The sequence below is a fragment of the Glycomyces buryatensis genome (genome assembly GCF_004912275.1).
Lineage (GTDB): Bacteria > Actinomycetota > Actinomycetes > Mycobacteriales > Micromonosporaceae > Glycomyces > Glycomyces buryatensis.
In genome coordinates this window covers 23,998-39,905 of record NZ_STGY01000044.1, presented here as the reverse complement: position 1 = coordinate 39,905, position 15,908 = coordinate 23,998, and the positions used below count along the sequence as shown (strand labels likewise).

Here is a 15,908-nt window from a genome sequence, read left to right as displayed (position 1 = left end):
CGACACCCGCCGATGTTCAAAGCCCGTCCACCGCTGATTCACTGCGGGTCATTAGCTTCGGAAGTGATTGCAGGCTCCGATGCGAAGGGCTTCCATGCGCACTCCCGAAGAGATCACGCGGTCTCTTGAGGACCGAGTGGCGGCGATTCAGGAGCAGGCCGGGCGCGCCGAGGCGTTGCCCGCCGAGTCCTCCACGACCGTCAGCAGCGACGACGAGGCCGTCACCGTCAATGCCGGCGGAGCGCTCACCGGGCTGCAATTCTCGCCCGCCACCAGAAGATCCTCAAATACTCGGCGACCGAACTCAATGACGGGCAAAAGCTCGAGGACCAGCTGGACCAGGAAAGGGGCGCCACATGATCTGGACGATCCTCATCATCGCCGTCCTCGCGGCGCTGTTCATCCTCATCAAGAAGAACGGTTCCAGCGAGCTCGAACGCCCGGACCCACCTGACCCCGAACTCGCGAAGCAGTTCTTCAGCGAGTCCGAGCGCAGGCAAATCGAGGCGGAGCGCCGCGAAATCGAAGCGGCCGAACGCGTCATGCGCGAACAGGACGAGCAGGAGAAGCGCGACAAGCGCCGCCGCGGCGACGGCGGCGAATACTGACGCCTACTGGTGGAACGTGATCGCCGCCGAGTCGAGCTTGACGTCCCTGGGGCACAGGAACATCCCGCTCGCCTTCCCGGCGGTGTAAGGCCCGCCCAGGTATTCGCGGGTGTCGCCCTGTCGCTCGAGCGACAGGTCGGTGGCCTCATACGTGCACGAGACGCCGAACCAGGTGCCGACGATCCGGATCGACGCCGCGGACGCCGTGCCCGCCGCGTCATCGAACGTCAGCTCGGCATCGGAGTCGAACGTGTACCTGATGGAGCTGGTGCATTCGAGCTCGACCGCATCGGCCGGAATCGTCAAGGTCGCGGGCGGGGCCGCGGTCACCGGCACGTCGACCGCCTCGCATTGCTTGCCGCCCGTGGCCAGGACCGCATCGACGTAGGTTCCGGGCGGCTCGGCGGCCGAGGTCGAACCGATTGCGATGGGGGACAACAGCACCGCCGTCGTCATCGTGATCCATGTCAATGCGCGAATGTGCCTCATGCGGAGTAAGCCCTCTCGTGCGGCTCGTGGTCGAACCACCCGAATGCTATTCGCAGTGAGCGGGACCGGCGCCGGTTTCGGACAATCGCGGGCGAGAAGCGGGCCCCGGCGATGGCGCCCTCCCCTTAACGTCGGAGATGACCCGCCCCCCGCCCCCTTGGACCGCTCATGAGCCAGAACCCGGAAACCCCCGCGCCCGACGAGGGCCCGCCGTCGGCCCGCATGGTGATCGCCGACCCGCCGCACCTCGCCCCCCGGTTCGGCAATTTGCCCGGCACCGGCCGCCTCGCCGTGCTCGTCATGTGGCTGCGCATCGCGATCGCCGGATACATGGTCGCTCTCGGGATCGCTGCGGCGATCGCACAGTACGTGTACGACCGGCAGGGATTCGAAGGCCGGACCTCGCAGCCAGGTGAGATCCTCGGCATGGAGCCATGGACGTTCGCGTTGTGGCTCGCCATAGCCGGCTGGACGGTGCTGCAGATCGTCCTCGCCGTCAAACTCACCCGCCGCAAGCGCTGGGCGAGGTACACCGTCCTCACTCTGGAGATCATCGGCCTCGCCGCCGCGCTCGCCGTGGAGCTGGCGCAGGAGATGGATCTGGCGCCGGTCAACGCGGGCACCGGCTGGCTCGGGGTGATCCTCGGCGCCGCCATCATCGCCGCGCTCCGGTCACAGACCATGGCCGCCTGGTGTGACCGCTGAACCTCGGCCCGATCACCGCCCGCGTCTCGTGGAACCATCAATACGAACGCGACCACCTCCCCCAAGACGACTACGACACCTGCCGAGGAACGTACTGATGGCCCGAATCATCGTGGAGAGCGACCGGCTTCGCAGCGCGGCCGAGCGGATACGGCAGTTCGCCGCCGAGACAAAGGATCTGCCGCACCAACTCGACGGGTCGGCCGAACGCGCCACGAAGGCCAACTCCGGACTCATGTGCGCCGGCGCCGCGCAGGAATTGGCCGAGGACTTCAGGCGCGATATGGAGCAGCTCTCGGAGCACCTGGACGACACTCAGGAGGTCATCGATGACGCCGCCTTGCACTGGGGCTACGCCGACCAGGACGCCGCGAACGACTTCTGGCCGATGCAACTGGCATTGCGCACGTTCAAGGTGCCGACCATCGACTTCGGTCCGCCCGTGACAAAGTGATGCGATGCCGACCTTCCAGCAGTCGCTCGACTCCGACCCCGCACAGCTGATGTCGTTGGCCGACAGCCTGGTCCGGGCGGCCATCGAGATCACCGGCGTCGGCGCCCGATACGGCGCCACCGTCTCGGGCCTCGGAGCGGCCTGGCAGGGCGAGGACTACCAGGGCCTGGCCAGGTGGGCAGGCCTGGTCGAGGCCTACATTGGACGCAGCGAGGTCGCGCTCATCGACTCGGCCGTCACCCTGGAGGCCAACGCCGCCCGCATGATCGCCGCGGTAGCGGCGATGCGGGAGACCGTGCGGGCAGCCGAGACCGCCGGATACCAGGTCCTGCCGGCGCCGCTGGTCGTCCTCGGCGCCGGCCAGTGGAACCAGATCGCCGCGGCGGGCCCGTCCGGCCAAGTGCTGCTGGCCGCCCACGAGGCGAGGGCGGCGGCCTTCACCGCGGCGCTGGTCGGCATGTACACGGCCTTCATCGCCTACGACACTGCCGCCAACGGCGTCATCCGAACCGCTCTGGGAGTGTGAGCCCGGCCCGGTCGGCGTCGCGCCCCTGTCCGGCGCTCCCCGGGGTCGGGTGTGTCGGATCGGAGCTCCCCCCGTTCTCGAGGGTGCCCGCGGGGTGCGACATCGCGCGCATTGGGCCGAGTGCCGAATCCGGCTAGGATCTACCGGTACCCGCTCCTCAGCCGAATACCGCCGACGACCACAGGGAGACTGGCGATGCCGACGTCACCGCGCGAAGAACCGAACCCGCGCTCGGAGGCCGATGGGCCGCTGGGTGACTTGGCGTCCCTGCTCGACTTCGACCCGACGGGGCTCGACCAGCGCATCAGCGAGTCCATTGACACCCTCCGGGAACTGGGCGAACAGGGCATGGACATCGACGCGGCCATGCGGCAGCTCCAGGGAACCCCCACTGAAGCGTTCTTCGCCGCGCAGCGGGCCGAGTTCGAGCGGTTGGCGGGCGCGATGGACGCGTTCAACCGGGCCGAATACCGCGGTGTCGATCCCGACCAGATCGTGGCGGTGACCATCGATGTGGCCTGCACCGTCACCCGCACCGAGCTGCTCGACGGCGCCCTTCGGTGCAGCGGGCCCACCATCGCCGCCGCGGTGGTCGCGGCGTTCGCCGCCGCCGAGGCCGAGCTGTCCGCCGCCGCGGAACGGCTCAACCCGCAGTAGCGGCAGACTTCCCCGCCAGACAGATCGAGTGATCACAGAGGACTCATGGACGCCGACGACTTCCCCACCACCGAGAGCGCGATGCGCGAGGGCCGCCAACTCAGCTTGGAGGAGATGAATCAGGCGAGCCAGGAGGCGGGCGACGCCTTCGTGGCCAACCTCGCCCGGATCGAAGCCGCATACGCCGAGCATGCGGACGAGGCGTTCATCGGTCGCTCGCCCGAACGCATCGCCACCGTCACGGTCGGCATCGACCTCCGGCCTCGCGGTGTCGAGTTCCGCCACAAGGAACTCATGCGGCAGTTCGACCGCGAGACCGTCGCCGAGGAACTGACTGCGGCGTTCCGCGACGCCCGGGCCCAAGCGGACGAGCGGCGGCGCGAAATCGCCGAAGCGGTCACTCGGGCGTGACCGGAGCCGGTCAGATCGTCGTGCGCCGGTTCAGATCAGCGACGTCCACGTTCGCCTCCGCGAGGACTTCGATCAAATCGTCCGACCCGTTGACCGAGGCGAAGCGCAGTTCGCCCTCGGAGATCGGCACCGCCTGCAACCACACGTAGGCCCGTCCCGGCAGCTCGATCGGCTGCGGCCCACCGGACCACGAGATCGGGTTGATGTACAGCAGGTGCTCCATCTCCAGACCCGGGTAGTACATCGGCAGCGCCTTGGTGACGAGCTGACCGGGGAACATCGCCCCGCCGTCGAGCACCCCGAAAGCGGTCGTGGACAAGACGCCCCCGAAGTCCGGATACGCGGCATCGCAGGCACCGAGCAGCTCCACGCCCAGCCGCGGGCCGCCCTCGCGCCCCGGCACCAGCAGCGGCGCCGCCGACAGTCCGAGCGTGGCGTACGAGACCACGCCCGCCCGCGGCACATCCGCGAAGGTCAGCATGATCACGCTGTGCGATTCGGGCTCGTTCATGTGGGCGTCGACCGAGTTCGGGGCGCGGCCCCCGAAGGCCACGGCGATCGCGTCGGCTACCGCCGTCAGGTCGGGGTCGGGGTCGGGTATTGTGCTCATGCGTTTCCAAGTCGGAGTTGGTTGTAGTTGATGTTCGACACCGTCGGCGCGGGCGGTTCACCGTATCTGCCGTAGTGGTAGGGCACCCACGAGCTCACCCGGTTCGGGTCGTCGGCCTCGAACTGGTGGCTCCGGTTCTCCGGGCGACCCTCCATGATGAAGTCGGGGTGGTTGTAGTCGCGGTTGAAGCTGTTGCGGTCCACGCCCCACAGCCTGCCGGCCGCGGCCTGGTCCCGGAACTCCCATCCGGCCGGGTGGCCGACGTCGCTGGGCCGGTACTCGAGGTCGCCGCGATCGTAGTTCGCATCGTTCGGATCGTAGACCAGGCCGTCCACCGGCCGCCCGTCCCTCCGCTGCCGATCGGCCGTCTGGTCCCTGCTGCGATCCCAGGCGTCCGTCTTGGTCTTCTTCCAGAAGTTGCCGCGCTTGTAGGGGTCGTCCTTGAGCTTGCGGGGCGGCAGCAGCGCCTTATTGCCGCCGCCGAGCGTGACGGCCAAGGTGCGCATCACGACCGCCGACATGTGGATCCTGGCGGCGGTGCCCACGTCCTCCATGGTCAGCATGGTGATCATCGCGTAGAGCTGGCCATTGATCATCAGCGCACCGACCTGGAAACCGGCGATCAGGGCGGCCTGCGCGGGAGGGAGCGTCGCCGCCGCGATCTGCGCCTGCTGGCGGGGCCCGATGATCGCCATGGGGGCCGGCGTCACGACGTAGCCCGCGGTCTCGGCGGTGCGCTTCACATTGCTGATCATCTGGACCGTGGCGTGCATCTGCATGCTGCCGACATCGGCCGCGATCTGCGTGTTCCCCAGTTGGTTCGCGATCTGGCCGATGGTCCGGTTCGAATTGTGCGCCGCCTGCTGGAACTTGTCGGAGGCGTCGCCGGTCCAGGTCCGCTTCAGGTCCTTCGCGACCTTCCGGTAGTCCGACTCCGTGTCCTTGACGTCGTCCTGGGCCTTCTTGACGGCGTCACCGAAGTCGTCGATCTTCTTGGGCTTCGAGGCCAGTGCCTGGATGTAAGTGGGCATCGGACTCCTCGCTAGAGATCGCTCAGGTAGGTGTTGAAGGGGTTGGCCACGTCATCGTCGGTGTCGCCGTAAGTCTGCGCGCACTCGGCGAGGGCTTCGGCGTGGTCGTTGAGGCGGTTCTCCATCGCCTCCCCGACCTCTTTGAAGCACATGGTGAAGTTGTTGATCGCCTGGGTGGTCATGTAGCCGACATTGGCGGCGCCGGTGGTCCGCCCGCCATTGCTGACCTGCTGCGAGCAGTCGGCGGTTCCGGCGAGGGCCTTCAACGCTGTGGAAGCGCCGCTGAGATCGCCTGGTACGACCCCGAATCCGTTGCTCATAGGACCTCTCGCCGGTTTGAAGATGTGAAACTCGTGTTCGAGTTTACTCGGAGGTAACGTCCGAGGCGACCTGCAAGTGGCCCGCTCCATAGCCGCGCAGCGGGACCGGACCCGACGGCGGGGGACCGGTGGGCAGGGCCGGTTCGGGCCGCGGCGGTAGCATGCGGAGGTTGCCCCGATACCTCACTGCCCCTGGAGGAACAATGCCGGTCGGACCGTACGGATGCGGTTGATGCCGTGGACCTGAACGAGATATGGACGGTTCCCGGCTGGGGGCTGGCGTTCGCCATGTGGGCCGCGGCAGGTGTCGTCGGCGCGGGGATCGTCCTGGTCTCGGCCGTCGGGGCGTGGCGGGGTCGGCGCAAGCGGCGCGCGGGGAGGCGGTAGACGGTGAGCCCGCATCTGACCGCGCTGTTCGTCGCCGTTGCCGGGCCCGTCGGCGTCATCGTGATTCTGGCGCTCGCGACCTTCGTCGCCGCTGCTCTGGCCGCGCGGATCAACCCCGATCCCGATCTTGGACTCTCCGTTGAGGAACAGGTGCGGCGGGCCGAGGCGCACCAGGCCGAATCCGAACAGTCCGACGAGCGGATTCGGAGGTGGGAGATCGAACGGCATGGAGAGTCGATCGACTCGCTCCATATCTCGTTCCCGGTCTTCGGCATCGCATGCGCCGTCGCATTGGTAGCGCAGCTCTGGGACGCCGCACTATCGCATATGGACGATCAGGGCCAGGGGCCGCCGCTCGCCGCCATCCTGAATCCGCTGTGGATCTCGCCGCTCGTGGCGTTCCTCGCCGGGGTGGTCGCGGGGTCGATCTACAAGCGCTGGTTCCACCGTCAGCCGCGACACCGCCAGGCGCAGATCCTCCAGGGTCGCAAGGACAAGGAGCGCCGCAGCTTCGAGGACCGCCTCCGATCGATCCGCGACCAACCGTCAAAGCGTCGCAGCCGCTCCAAGGAGTATTAGCCGTGCCCGAACCGGTCGCCGAGACTGCGACGTGCACCCTCGGAGTGGCGCGAAAAGCCTAGGATCGAACCTGATTGCCCCGATCCCCTTGGAACACATGCATGTCATAACGGACCGCGATCCGGTCCATCCCAGCGACGACACCGCGCCGCAGCGGACGACCTTCGAACTCGAAGCGGGTATGACGCTCGGCGAAGCGATCTCGCACATCCGCGAAACGTTCGAACTGCCCACCATCACCGGCGGCAATGCCACCTGGCGCATCGAGGTCGACGGGAAGCCGGTCGCCGTGGAGGCGCAGCAGTGGACCGAGCGCGGCTTCATCGCCGAACCGAGCGAGCCCTTCATAGGCGAACAGATCCGCTTCCGCTATCTCGAGCAACGGGATCCGCTCCACGTCCTCCAAGGCCTCGCCCCGGAACGCTGGGGCGCACGCACATTCGAGACCATGTCCGGTGCGGGAAAGATTGCGGTGGCGAACCTCTGGCTCCAGGTCGCATTCGGCACCTGCGGCTTCCTCATCTTCAGCGGAATGCTGTCGGATCTGGCCGAGGGCCCGGGAACCGCGTTCTCGTTTCAGCCCGAACCGGAGATGCCGACTTCGGTTATCCAGGCCCTGACCATCGTGAACGGTCTCCTCCTCGTCATGGTCATTGTCAGGGCGGTCCTGGCCGTCCAGATCACCCTTCGGAGACGTTGGGCGCGGACCACCGCCATTACCTTGGAAGGCGTCAGCATCGGACTGGGAGTGGTACTCGTGACGGTGTACACGGCCGGTGGCGGTGAGGCTTCGGCCGGGATGGTTGCCGCGGGCGACTGCCTCGGACTCTTGCTCAGCCTGCTGATCGTGTTGCTCCTGGCGACCGAGGACATGAAGCAGTGGTGCAACCGCTGAGCCGTCGACCCCGTGATCCGGTCGGCGCTCAAGCCGCCTTCGCGATGGCGCCCGGACTGGCGCTGATGGGACTCGGACAAGGACTCCACCTGCCGGTCCTGTTCCGCGTGATCCTGGCCGAGGTTCCGCCCGAACGGGCCGGGGTCGCCAGCGGCGCGATGGCCACGAGCCAGCAGATCGCCCTCGCCTCCGGCTTCGCCCTGCTGGGGGCGCTGTTCCTGCACCTGGTTCCGAGCGTCGGTATCCAGGAGGCCTTCGCGTGGGCGCTGGCGGCGCAAGGGATCTCGGTGCTGCTCAATCTGGCACTGAGCCCGCGCGTCCGACGCGCGTGAGGGCGACGGGCCCGGTACGGGAGCGGCGGGCCGGCCGCCAGGATGACACCGGCCTGGCACCGCCGCCGGCACGCGACCGGGACGGCACCACTGCTTCGGGCCGTCCCGGTCGCGGTCGGAACCGCCTGCTACAGCCCGTGCTCGGCCAGGAAGCCCGTGACCGCGTCCTCCCAAGCCTGGGGCTGCTCGGCCATCAGGACATGCCCGGCGTCGATCTCGACGTACTCGGCGTTCGGGATGCCCGCGGCGAGGACGCGGGAGTTCGCGGGGTCGACCAGGAGGTCGCCGGTCGCGTTGATGACGAGCGTCGGGGCCTTGACGGCGGCCAGGTCGCCGGTCGTGTCGCCTGACCGGATCAGTCGCGCCTGGCCGACCACGCCGCCGGGGACGGACCCCCGCGAGGTCCGCCGTGAACTGCTCGACCTGCTCAGGGGTCAGCCCGTTGATGAAGCGGACGCCGAAGCCCGCCTTGAGCACCAAAGCGTGTAACGGCGGCGCTGCCGACACCTGAACATCCAGGGGCACAGAAGAACCCGGGTCGATGCTGGGAAGTCAGAGCTGGAGTTGCGACATGATGAACTCGACGAAGTCCTTATAGTCCTCGGCGCGAATGAACTCCTCCCCGCCGAGGATCCACGACACCTCGCCTTCGTGCTTCCAACCGCGCCGAATCAGCAGCACCAGATCATTGCCGTCGCCGGCCGCGACCGGAATGACCCCCCGAGGGTCGAGGTCGAGCCTTTCCATGACCCCCTCCGAGGTATAGACATCGAGGAGCTCCTGGGCGATCCGCCACCGACCGGCGCCTTGCAGCTCAGGGCTGCCGAACAGGTCGAGGTCGTAGTAGACGCCCTCCCATCCATTGGCGTGCAGCAGGAAGTCGCGGAACTCCTGCGGAAACGGCTCCCCTAGCTCCGACTCCAGCGCGTGCAGCTCCTCGGGAGAGAGCTTGAAGCGCGGGAAGGTGTCATCGTCGGCGTCCTCAAGATCCCGCTCTTGCAACACGAGCTTGGCCTTGATCGTCAGCCCGAGCACCACGGGCCAGGAATTCCGCTCAGGCACGTCGTGCCCCTTTTTCTCTAGACGTGAGGAGATTGTTCAAACTACTTCCAAAGCACCAGGCGTTCGCGCTACGCCGTTCCGGGGAAGGACCGCATGATGATCCCTGAAATGCCGGACGGTCATGTCGACAGGTTTGACGACCAGTATGAGAACGCCGTCGAACCCGGGGTGTCGCATTTCCTCCTGGCTTCCATCTCCTGCTTCAGCTTTGACGAGGACGACCTGGACGCTCGCGAGGTGCTTGACATCCTGCTGAAATGCTATGACGGGTCGCTTCTCAGGGAAACCGAGGAACAGGTCACCGACGTGTTCGAACAGACGAACGCGCGAGCCCGCGCGATCATCGAGTTCCAGAAGGATTCGATCGCAGGGTTCGCCAACGGCGCCTAACGAATCCTGCGGAATCGGTCGTCCGACCAGAACTGACAAATCCTTGCAAGGGCATCAGACACGAGCCAGTTGCGTCTTTGGCCAGATCACTGGTCAGGCACGTCGTGCCTTTCTTATCTCAACGACTTGTAGGGAACCCGATCCGGAGGCGCGACGGCGAGTCCCGGAGCTTCGGAGTCGTCCTCGGCTGAAGAGCCCACTGCGGATGAGGAGGCGGCCGAGGAAGGGACGGCCGCCCGCCGCCCGAGTATCACAGGTCGGAACCGGTGAGACCGCGGAGGCGGGTGAGGATTTCCGCCAGCGACTCCTGTAGGCCAGGAAGTTCGGCGCGGAGCTCGGCGGCGTGCTCCCAGGCGTTCTCATGGGTGAGCACTCCGACTCCAGGAGGGCGGGTCGAGGCGTGGTCGCTCAAGCGCGGGTGCCACTCGGTCAGGAAGGGCCGCAATGTTTCGCAGAGCTTGTTCGCCAGTTGCGCGGCCTCGTCCCGGTGGCCGGTCGAACCCAACTGCTTCAGGGCGTCGCGGGCGGCGTCGAAGACGCTCTTGAGCGACGCCAGCGCCTCGCCCAACAGGCCTTGACCGTCCGGCAGCGGCTGTGTCGCGATCCGAGTGGACAGCTCGATCTGCAGTTGGAAGGCGATCTCGGTCGATTCGTCGCTTGGTCTGCTCACGGTGCTCTCCATCCGCCGACCCGTGTGGAGAAGCCCATCGTATGTCGCCTCGGCCGCGGTGCGCGCCACACTCCACGCGACCGGATCAGTGTCGTGCCGCTCGGCCACGCGCGCGGCGACCGGGCCGAGCCGACCGTGTGCCACAAGTCCGCAGCGCCGCAACGTCTCCAGTGCCTCGCTGGGGCGCTCCGGATGCCCCAGGGCGATCAGAGCCTCGGCGAGGAGGTCGGTGCGGGCGGCGAGCGGCGGCATCGCGGCCAGGACCCGCAGTGCCGATCGGGCCGTGCTGTCTTCGGGCGGAAAGGCCGCGACCAGTCCGGCGTTGAAATCGGCGGGGTAGCCGTCCTGGAGGGTGCTCATCCGGCGGGCGAACTCGCCGATCGCGTCCGCGTCGCGGCGGTGCCATTCGCGAAGAACGCTCTCGTAAGGGCGCTCGGCGAACGTCTGGAGCAGGTGTCCGACGACATGCGCAGTCTGCGGGTGCCCACCGGTGCCCTCGGCCAGGCGTCGCGCAGGTTCGGCTTGCCCCGCCTCGACCGGCCGGTAGGCCGACAGCAGCGCGAGCGTGCTCTCGAAGTCGAGGCCGTCGAGCACGACCGGGCTGGCCGGGACGTGGAGGTGTTCGCGCGCGGAGAGGATCGCCGTGCAGGTCGTGGGCTGGTCGGCCAGCCATTGTCGGACCCTCGGGGCATCCTCGATTCGGAGGTCTTCAATGACGACCAGACCGAGGGGGTGATCGGCGGGAACCTGACCAGCACAGTGGTGGACCTCGGCGAACTGCTCCCCGAACCGGTGCAGATATTCGCCGATGAACGCCGACTTACCGATGCCGGGAGCGCCGACGACGAACGCCGTGCGCGCCTTTGGAGAACGGCTCATCGCCTCGGCGCGCTGGCCCGCGTTGAGACCGAGATGCGCGTTGAGTTCGTGCAGTTCCAGATCCCGGCCGCAGAACGCCGCCGGGGAGGGGAAGCGCTCGGACGCCGGCAGTTCACCGATCGGGCCGTCGAGGGCGGCGAGGCGGCCAGCGATGTCGTCGGCCAGACGTCGCGCCTCCATCGGCGAGTCCGGCAGCTCCCAGAGTCTGGTGCTGCGCAGCTCCACGTACAGAATGTGGTCCATGTCGGGCTCGGGGTTGACCGCGGCGACGCGTCCGAACGGGTTGCCTTCGGCGTAGCCGGCGCGGAGCGCGTAGTCGAGTTCCCAGCGGCAGGCCATGCGCGTGAGGTATTTGCGGGAGAAAAACGGCAGCAGCAGTTTCGAGCCGGCCAGCGCGGCGCGTATTTCGGCGGTGATGCTGGTGAATGCGGGGATCTCGGGGTCATCGACGAACACGCGCATCCCCCTGGCGCGGAGGGCGCCGATGACGCCCTCGACGTCGTCACGGTCGGCGCGCGCATAGCTGACGAACACGTCCCAGATGGGCTCGTTCGCTGTGGATGCCACTGTGCCCCTTCGAGTCCTGACGTGCGATCCGAACCTTGCCGAGATCCTGGCCGGGCCCGCCGCCCCGCTATGCTGGGCGTCTGACGCCACATTCTAGGCGCCGATGAGAGGAGGCCGAGTCCGTGCAGGTCAAGGTGAGCCTCAAGATACCGTTCGTGGGCGGTATCGAGGGCACGTGGGAACCGGAGCAGTCCGAGCGCGACGCGTCCTGGGAGCTATATGTCGAGCTGATCACCCGAATCTCGACGGTGCCGCTTCACCGTGATGAGGGCAAGGCCCGTGAGGCGCTCACCTCCTTTTACCAGCTGTTCGGGATCACCCGGCACATTCTGCGCCAGTACGGCCCGGCAGTGGCACGCGGCAGCGATGAGCGGATCACGTTCGGGCGCATAGCGGTCGTCATGCTCAACGACGTGATCCGCCCGGTCCTGGCGAAGTGGCATCCGCTGCTGACCTCGTACGAGGAGCAGCGCCCGCCCCATGTGGACACCGTCACCCATGAACGGGGTTGGGAACGTATCGATGAGCTGCGGTCCGAGATCGATCGCACGCGCCGCCTGCTGACCGACATCGCCATCCTCCTGGGTCGAGTCGCGGGCGTCGAATCGCTCCTCGCTGAAGACCTCCGACCACTGGAACCACCGAATCAGCGGGGGGGGGATTGGAAGCGGGACAGTGACCCGGGCTGAGCCGGGCCCTCGCAGGGCCGCCTCGGCGGGGCCTGGCAGACGGTGCTTTCGAAGACGGCAGCGAATCGGCCGACGCCATGGACGAGGCGACCGAGCAGCCCACCGAAGATTAGTCCGGAATGGGTTCGGTGCCGGTGGCGGACAACGCTTCGGCCCAGGCGGCGAAGCGGGTACGAATCTCGGTGAGGGAGGCCGCCTCGACGTCGTACTGGGCGAAAGCCGTGTCGGTGATCTGCTTGAGCGAGTTGAGCGCATCGGCGAACATGCGACGGTCGAATCCGGGATCGGCCTCGGCGGCCAACTCCAGCAGGCGCTCCCGCGTATAGCGGCCACTCGCGATCGCGGCGTCCACATCCAGGAAGTCCCGCGGAGCCGCGCGGCCGAACAATGCGCACATCTTGTTGGCGACGGCGTCGTCCGGGTGCAGGACCGGCCCGATGCTGAGCGTGACCGGTGGGTGGGCCCGCCAATCCGCCGCGAGCTCCACTTTGTCGGGTTCGACTGTATCTGGAGCCTGCACTGAAAGACGCGCGAATGTCTCGCCGCGCACGTCGGTGCTCACCTGGTAACCGTGGGCGCGCAGTGCCTGGACGACCTTCGCGACGGCTTGCGTGAACACGGTGCGCTGCTCCCAAGAGGTGAACAGGTCGACGTCGCCGCTGGGGCGGTGGCCCATGCCGTGAGCCTGAACGGCGTAGCCACCGGCCAGCGCGAAGCCGTACTCGGCGGCGACGGACAAGGCGATCTCAGTGATACGGCGGTGATGGGGGTCCACGCCATGGAGTCTATGGCTTGTGTCCGAGCCTGGCGCGCAACAGCTCTGGGAAGGCGTGTTCCCAGGCCTGCCGGATATGGGCGGGGATCCACATCCTCGGCCACAGCTCCAAGAGGGTTCTGGCGTCGAGAAAGCTATAGAGGTCCGTAGGGCGGGTTGCCTCGGCGATTACCGTGCGATACAGGTCCATGATCCGCCCCGGTTGGCCGAGGTCGTACTGCGGGCGACCTGACCAGTCGAGATGGCGGGGAAGCTCGATGACGCCTGAGGTCGGTCCGATGAGGTATTCGAGCCGTTCGGGCACCGCGAAGGGTTTGGGGTAGCGCCTGGGAGGCCGCGCTTCGTTCGGCATCGTGGCTCCTCCGGATCGGATTCGGGACCGTGGTGCCGATTGTATGGGAGGCGCCTCTTCCGTGCCGTGATCCGCTCTGCCGGGCCGACGAGTCGGCGGCCACTGCCCCCGCCATTGATGACTTATGCTCATGAATCGTGACCCGTCGCAATACGTCCGAGCTCGACGATCTCCCTCCCGGACGCCGCCCGCAGCGCACCCGAGCCCAGCGGGAGGCGGCCCGAGTGCGGCTGATCCTCATTCTCGGCTTGACCCTGGGCCTGGTCATCCATCTCGGCCAGAGCGCCGTCGAAGCAGGCAGGGAGAACAGCCCCGAACGGGTCGTCACGGAATTCCTCGACGCCATCAGGGATCGCGATATTGACCGCGCCCTCGGGATGATGAGCATCCACTCGCACAACGACTTCGGAACCTACTTCGTGCCCGACGCGATCGGCGGAGACTGGTCGTTCGAGGGTGTGCACGAGGTCGACTCGAACGGGACCAGCACGGACGTCTATGTCACGTTCGTCTTCGACGGGGTCACCGGGTCCGGGACATTGGAAGTTCGGGAGGACGAGCAGGGGCTCTACATTGAGAACCCCATCGTCAACGCGCCCTTTCAGTCCGCACCCCTCAACTACATCCGAATCAACGACCTCGTCGTGGAAAGCCCGAGCTCCCCTCTCGGGATTCCGCTGCTCCCCGGCGTGTACGACCTCAACGGTTCGGGCGAGCGGGTCGCCGTCTTCCCCGGCACCGAGATCTCCGAGGAGCAGACCACGCCCCCGATCGACCTGGACGACTACACCGAAGCGGCTCAGGCCGCGGTGAACACCGCGCTCGACGGCTGCCGGACGGCCGCGGACATGACCCTGTCGGGCATCTGCCCGTTCGGCCAGTACGCCGTCGCATGGCCCGAACCCTTCGAATTCGACGTGGCCGACGTCGAATGGACCGTCACGGACTACCCGGTGCTCGGGCTCGAACCCGGTGACAGCGGCTACTCGGGGTTCTCCGCCGCCACCGAGGAGAGCGGGACCGTCCGCGTGACCGGCACCGTGCTCATCCAGGACGGCGACACCGAGTCCCGCGTGCGCCGAAACTTCACAGTGGACTGCCCGTTCGAACTCGGCGGGCCCGACCTGGTAATCAATGCAGACAACGAGGTCGAGCTCATCGGCGGCATGACGTCTTACCCACCCACCGCCGATGAGGCCGAGACGTGTGAGGTGATCGAGTGAGCGGCGGAACCCGCAAGCGCTGGTTCATCGGCGTCGAAGCCGGCATCGCCGCGCTGGCGGCGATGGTGTTCGCGCTCTTCCAACTCGGCGACGGTGCGCGGGCCGAGCCGCCGGAACCCAGCCCGAAGACCGCAGTCGTCACCGACTACCTGGAGGCGCTCCAGAACGGTGACACGGCTCGCGCCTCGACATACATAGACGAGCAGTACAAGGAGGCGGGCCCGATCCTGCCGCCCGGGGACTGGGAGGTCGTGAGCGTCGAGCACCGCACCCGCGACGACGGGCGGGTCTGGGCCACGGTGCGAACGGATTCCACTGAGCACGTACTGGTCTTCGTCGTCGACGACTTCACCGGTGAGCCCGCACAGATCGCCTGGGACACCGCTGATGTGTACGACGGTGGTCTTGAATGGATCGAAGAAGTCGAGTTCAACGGGGAAGCGATCGTTCCCGACCCGGTGAACAGCGAGCTGGTGGCCTACCCGGGCATCAATTCCGTCGAGTTCCCGCTGTTCGGCACGCTGGAGGTCCCGACGGACCCGATGGGGCACCTGGATCTGGGGGAGGCCCTGAAAGAGCTGGCCGAGAACGAGAGGGCGGCCGCAGAAGAGCGATTGACCGAGGACGCGGCCGCGCTGCTCGACACCTGCATCGTCCGGCACGAGGCCGAGCCTGTGTGCGCGGACCTCGGCGTTCCGTCCCACGATGAACTGCAAGTCGACGATGATCGCTACGAGGAGGTGACCGACCAGCGGTGGAGCGTGGAATCGCTGGAGGTCACCATCGACACCGGAGTCAGCGGTTGGACCGTCGAGCCGGCCGTTCACGCGGAGCTCGCGCTCACGGCACGGGGCACGCTCATTGGACAGAGTGCCGCGTCGGAGCTGAAGGGGTACTGCACGATCGTATTCTCGGCCCACGACATCACGCTCGGAGCCGATGGGCACTTCGCCTTCGAAGGCAACTCGAGCGTCGAAAACTGTGGTTGGCTGACCGGTTATCCCGCCACCTGATCGGAAGGGCGTTCGCAAGACGGGTAGGCGGCCACACCGCCATGGCGCCAGGGCCGATCGGTTCGCTCCCACCGGTTATCGAATTGTTACGCATTACGGACAGTAGTGGGAAATCGGACATGACATCGACCGTGGGGCAGGGAAGGGGGCATCGCATCACAGACGGTGACCTCACATCGATAAATATGGATTTGTGCGCTGATCATGATCCCCAGTGCTGGCCACCAGTCTCTAGAGTGGGCCATCGAAGAGCGAGAATTCCTCACCAGTACGGAAGGTTCGTA

The 15,908-nt window shown here is 67.1% G+C and carries 23 protein-coding genes; 14 read left to right on the top strand and 9 right to left on the bottom strand.

Annotated elements, in window-relative coordinates; translation table 11 throughout:
- The first annotated feature begins 356 nt into the window (after positions 1-356).
- A complete protein-coding gene (locus FAB82_RS11595) occupies positions 357-608 on the top strand; it encodes a hypothetical protein (protein ID WP_136534705.1) in 252 nt (83 codons plus the stop codon).
- Between the two features lie 3 nt (positions 609-611).
- Here the strand turns inward: FAB82_RS11595 and FAB82_RS11590 are convergent, their stop codons facing one another.
- Positions 612-1,079 carry a hypothetical protein gene (locus FAB82_RS11590; RefSeq protein WP_136534704.1) on the bottom strand — a complete coding sequence of 156 codons (468 nt, stop codon included), beginning with the start codon at positions 1,077-1,079 and terminating at the stop codon, positions 612-614.
- A gap of 186 nt (positions 1,080-1,265) precedes the next feature.
- Here FAB82_RS11590 and FAB82_RS11585 point away from each other — a divergent pair, with 186 nt between their 5' ends.
- From FAB82_RS11585 to FAB82_RS11565, 5 genes are all read left to right on the top strand, one after another.
- Positions 1,266-1,802 (top strand): hypothetical protein, encoded by a 537-nt coding sequence (locus FAB82_RS11585; RefSeq protein ID WP_136534703.1) that lies wholly within the window; start codon positions 1,266-1,268, stop codon positions 1,800-1,802.
- A 97-nt stretch (positions 1,803-1,899) separates the two neighbouring features.
- The gene (locus tag FAB82_RS11580; RefSeq protein WP_136534702.1) at positions 1,900-2,256 is read left to right on the top strand and encodes a WXG100 family type VII secretion target; all 357 of its coding nucleotides are present in this window, start codon (positions 1,900-1,902) and stop codon (positions 2,254-2,256) included.
- 4 nt (positions 2,257-2,260) lie between these two features.
- Positions 2,261-2,782: a hypothetical protein gene (locus FAB82_RS11575; protein WP_136534701.1), complete on the top strand. Its 522-nt coding sequence runs from the start codon at positions 2,261-2,263 to the stop codon at positions 2,780-2,782.
- A 195-nt stretch (positions 2,783-2,977) separates the two neighbouring features.
- A complete protein-coding gene (locus FAB82_RS11570; RefSeq protein ID WP_136534700.1) occupies positions 2,978-3,439 on the top strand; it encodes a hypothetical protein in 462 nt (153 codons plus the stop codon).
- Positions 3,440-3,484: 45 nt separating this feature from the next.
- Entirely contained in the window at positions 3,485-3,850 is a 366-nt protein-coding gene (locus FAB82_RS11565) for a YbaB/EbfC family nucleoid-associated protein (protein ID WP_136534699.1), read from the top strand.
- Positions 3,851-3,860: 10 nt separating this feature from the next.
- Here FAB82_RS11565 and FAB82_RS11560 read toward each other — a convergent pair whose 3' ends face one another.
- The 3 genes from FAB82_RS11560 to FAB82_RS11550 are packed head-to-tail and all read right to left on the bottom strand — an operon-like array spanning position 3,861 to position 5,811.
- Entirely contained in the window at positions 3,861-4,460 is a 600-nt protein-coding gene (locus FAB82_RS11560) for a suppressor of fused domain protein (RefSeq protein ID WP_136534698.1), read from the bottom strand.
- Positions 4,457-5,491 (bottom strand): GH-E family nuclease, encoded by a 1,035-nt coding sequence (locus FAB82_RS11555; protein WP_136534697.1) that lies wholly within the window; start codon positions 5,489-5,491, stop codon positions 4,457-4,459. The genes FAB82_RS11560 and FAB82_RS11555 overlap by 4 nt, the downstream gene beginning before the upstream one ends.
- 11 nt (positions 5,492-5,502) lie before the next feature.
- Positions 5,503-5,811, bottom strand: coding sequence for a hypothetical protein (locus FAB82_RS11550; RefSeq protein ID WP_136534696.1), 309 nt, complete (start codon positions 5,809-5,811; stop codon positions 5,503-5,505).
- A 237-nt stretch (positions 5,812-6,048) separates the two neighbouring features.
- On the opposite strand from FAB82_RS11550, the gene FAB82_RS27070 reads away from it, so the two are divergent.
- The 4 genes from FAB82_RS27070 (at position 6,049) to FAB82_RS11535 (ending at position 8,004) form a co-directional block, all read left to right on the top strand.
- The gene (locus FAB82_RS27070) at positions 6,049-6,198 is read left to right on the top strand and encodes a hypothetical protein (RefSeq protein WP_168801553.1); all 150 of its coding nucleotides are present in this window, start codon (positions 6,049-6,051) and stop codon (positions 6,196-6,198) included.
- Positions 6,199-6,201: 3 nt separating this feature from the next.
- Positions 6,202-6,777 (top strand): hypothetical protein, encoded by a 576-nt coding sequence (locus tag FAB82_RS11545; RefSeq protein WP_136534695.1) that lies wholly within the window; start codon positions 6,202-6,204, stop codon positions 6,775-6,777.
- A gap of 97 nt (positions 6,778-6,874) precedes the next feature.
- Positions 6,875-7,672 (top strand): hypothetical protein, encoded by a 798-nt coding sequence (locus tag FAB82_RS11540; protein ID WP_136534694.1) that lies wholly within the window; start codon positions 6,875-6,877, stop codon positions 7,670-7,672.
- Positions 7,657-8,004, top strand: coding sequence for an MFS transporter (locus FAB82_RS11535; RefSeq protein WP_136534693.1), 348 nt, complete (start codon positions 7,657-7,659; stop codon positions 8,002-8,004). The genes FAB82_RS11540 and FAB82_RS11535 overlap by 16 nt, the downstream gene beginning before the upstream one ends.
- Positions 8,005-8,132: 128 nt before the next feature.
- Here FAB82_RS11535 and FAB82_RS11530 read toward each other — a convergent pair whose 3' ends face one another.
- Positions 8,133-8,381, bottom strand: a complete 249-nt coding sequence (locus FAB82_RS11530; RefSeq protein WP_168801552.1) for an alpha/beta fold hydrolase — start codon at positions 8,379-8,381, stop codon at positions 8,133-8,135.
- 175 nt (positions 8,382-8,556) lie between these two features.
- Positions 8,557-9,066, bottom strand: coding sequence for an SMI1/KNR4 family protein (locus FAB82_RS11525; protein WP_168801551.1), 510 nt, complete (start codon positions 9,064-9,066; stop codon positions 8,557-8,559).
- Positions 9,067-9,159: 93 nt separating this feature from the next.
- On the opposite strand from FAB82_RS11525, the gene FAB82_RS11520 reads away from it, so the two are divergent.
- Positions 9,160-9,456, top strand: a complete 297-nt coding sequence (locus FAB82_RS11520) for a hypothetical protein (protein ID WP_136534690.1) — start codon at positions 9,160-9,162, stop codon at positions 9,454-9,456.
- Positions 9,457-9,706: 250 nt separating this feature from the next.
- On the opposite strand, the gene FAB82_RS11515 is transcribed toward FAB82_RS11520, so the two are convergent.
- Positions 9,707-11,572 carry a toll/interleukin-1 receptor domain-containing protein gene (locus FAB82_RS11515; protein WP_168801550.1) on the bottom strand — a complete coding sequence of 622 codons (1,866 nt, stop codon included), beginning with the start codon at positions 11,570-11,572 and terminating at the stop codon, positions 9,707-9,709.
- Between the two features lie 122 nt (positions 11,573-11,694).
- Here FAB82_RS11515 and FAB82_RS11510 point away from each other — a divergent pair, with 122 nt between their 5' ends.
- Positions 11,695-12,261: a hypothetical protein gene (locus tag FAB82_RS11510; protein WP_211116539.1), complete on the top strand. Its 567-nt coding sequence runs from the start codon at positions 11,695-11,697 to the stop codon at positions 12,259-12,261.
- Positions 12,262-12,370: 109 nt separating this feature from the next.
- Here the strand turns inward: FAB82_RS11510 and FAB82_RS11505 are convergent, their stop codons facing one another.
- Together FAB82_RS11505 and FAB82_RS11500 are read right to left on the bottom strand one after the other, a co-directional pair.
- Complete coding sequence (locus FAB82_RS11505) at positions 12,371-13,036, bottom strand: nucleotidyl transferase AbiEii/AbiGii toxin family protein (protein ID WP_136534688.1); 666 nt, start codon at positions 13,034-13,036, stop codon at positions 12,371-12,373.
- 10 nt (positions 13,037-13,046) lie between these two features.
- A complete protein-coding gene (locus FAB82_RS11500) occupies positions 13,047-13,388 on the bottom strand; it encodes a hypothetical protein (protein WP_211116538.1) in 342 nt (113 codons plus the stop codon).
- A 137-nt stretch (positions 13,389-13,525) separates the two neighbouring features.
- Here FAB82_RS11500 and FAB82_RS11495 point away from each other — a divergent pair, with 137 nt between their 5' ends.
- Both FAB82_RS11495 and FAB82_RS11490 read left to right on the top strand, forming a co-directional pair.
- Positions 13,526-14,611, top strand: a complete 1,086-nt coding sequence (locus tag FAB82_RS11495) for a hypothetical protein (RefSeq protein WP_136534687.1) — start codon at positions 13,526-13,528, stop codon at positions 14,609-14,611.
- Positions 14,608-15,624, top strand: a complete 1,017-nt coding sequence (locus tag FAB82_RS11490; protein ID WP_136534686.1) for a hypothetical protein — start codon at positions 14,608-14,610, stop codon at positions 15,622-15,624. The genes FAB82_RS11495 and FAB82_RS11490 overlap by 4 nt, the downstream gene beginning before the upstream one ends.
- Positions 15,625-15,908 lie beyond the last annotated feature (284 nt).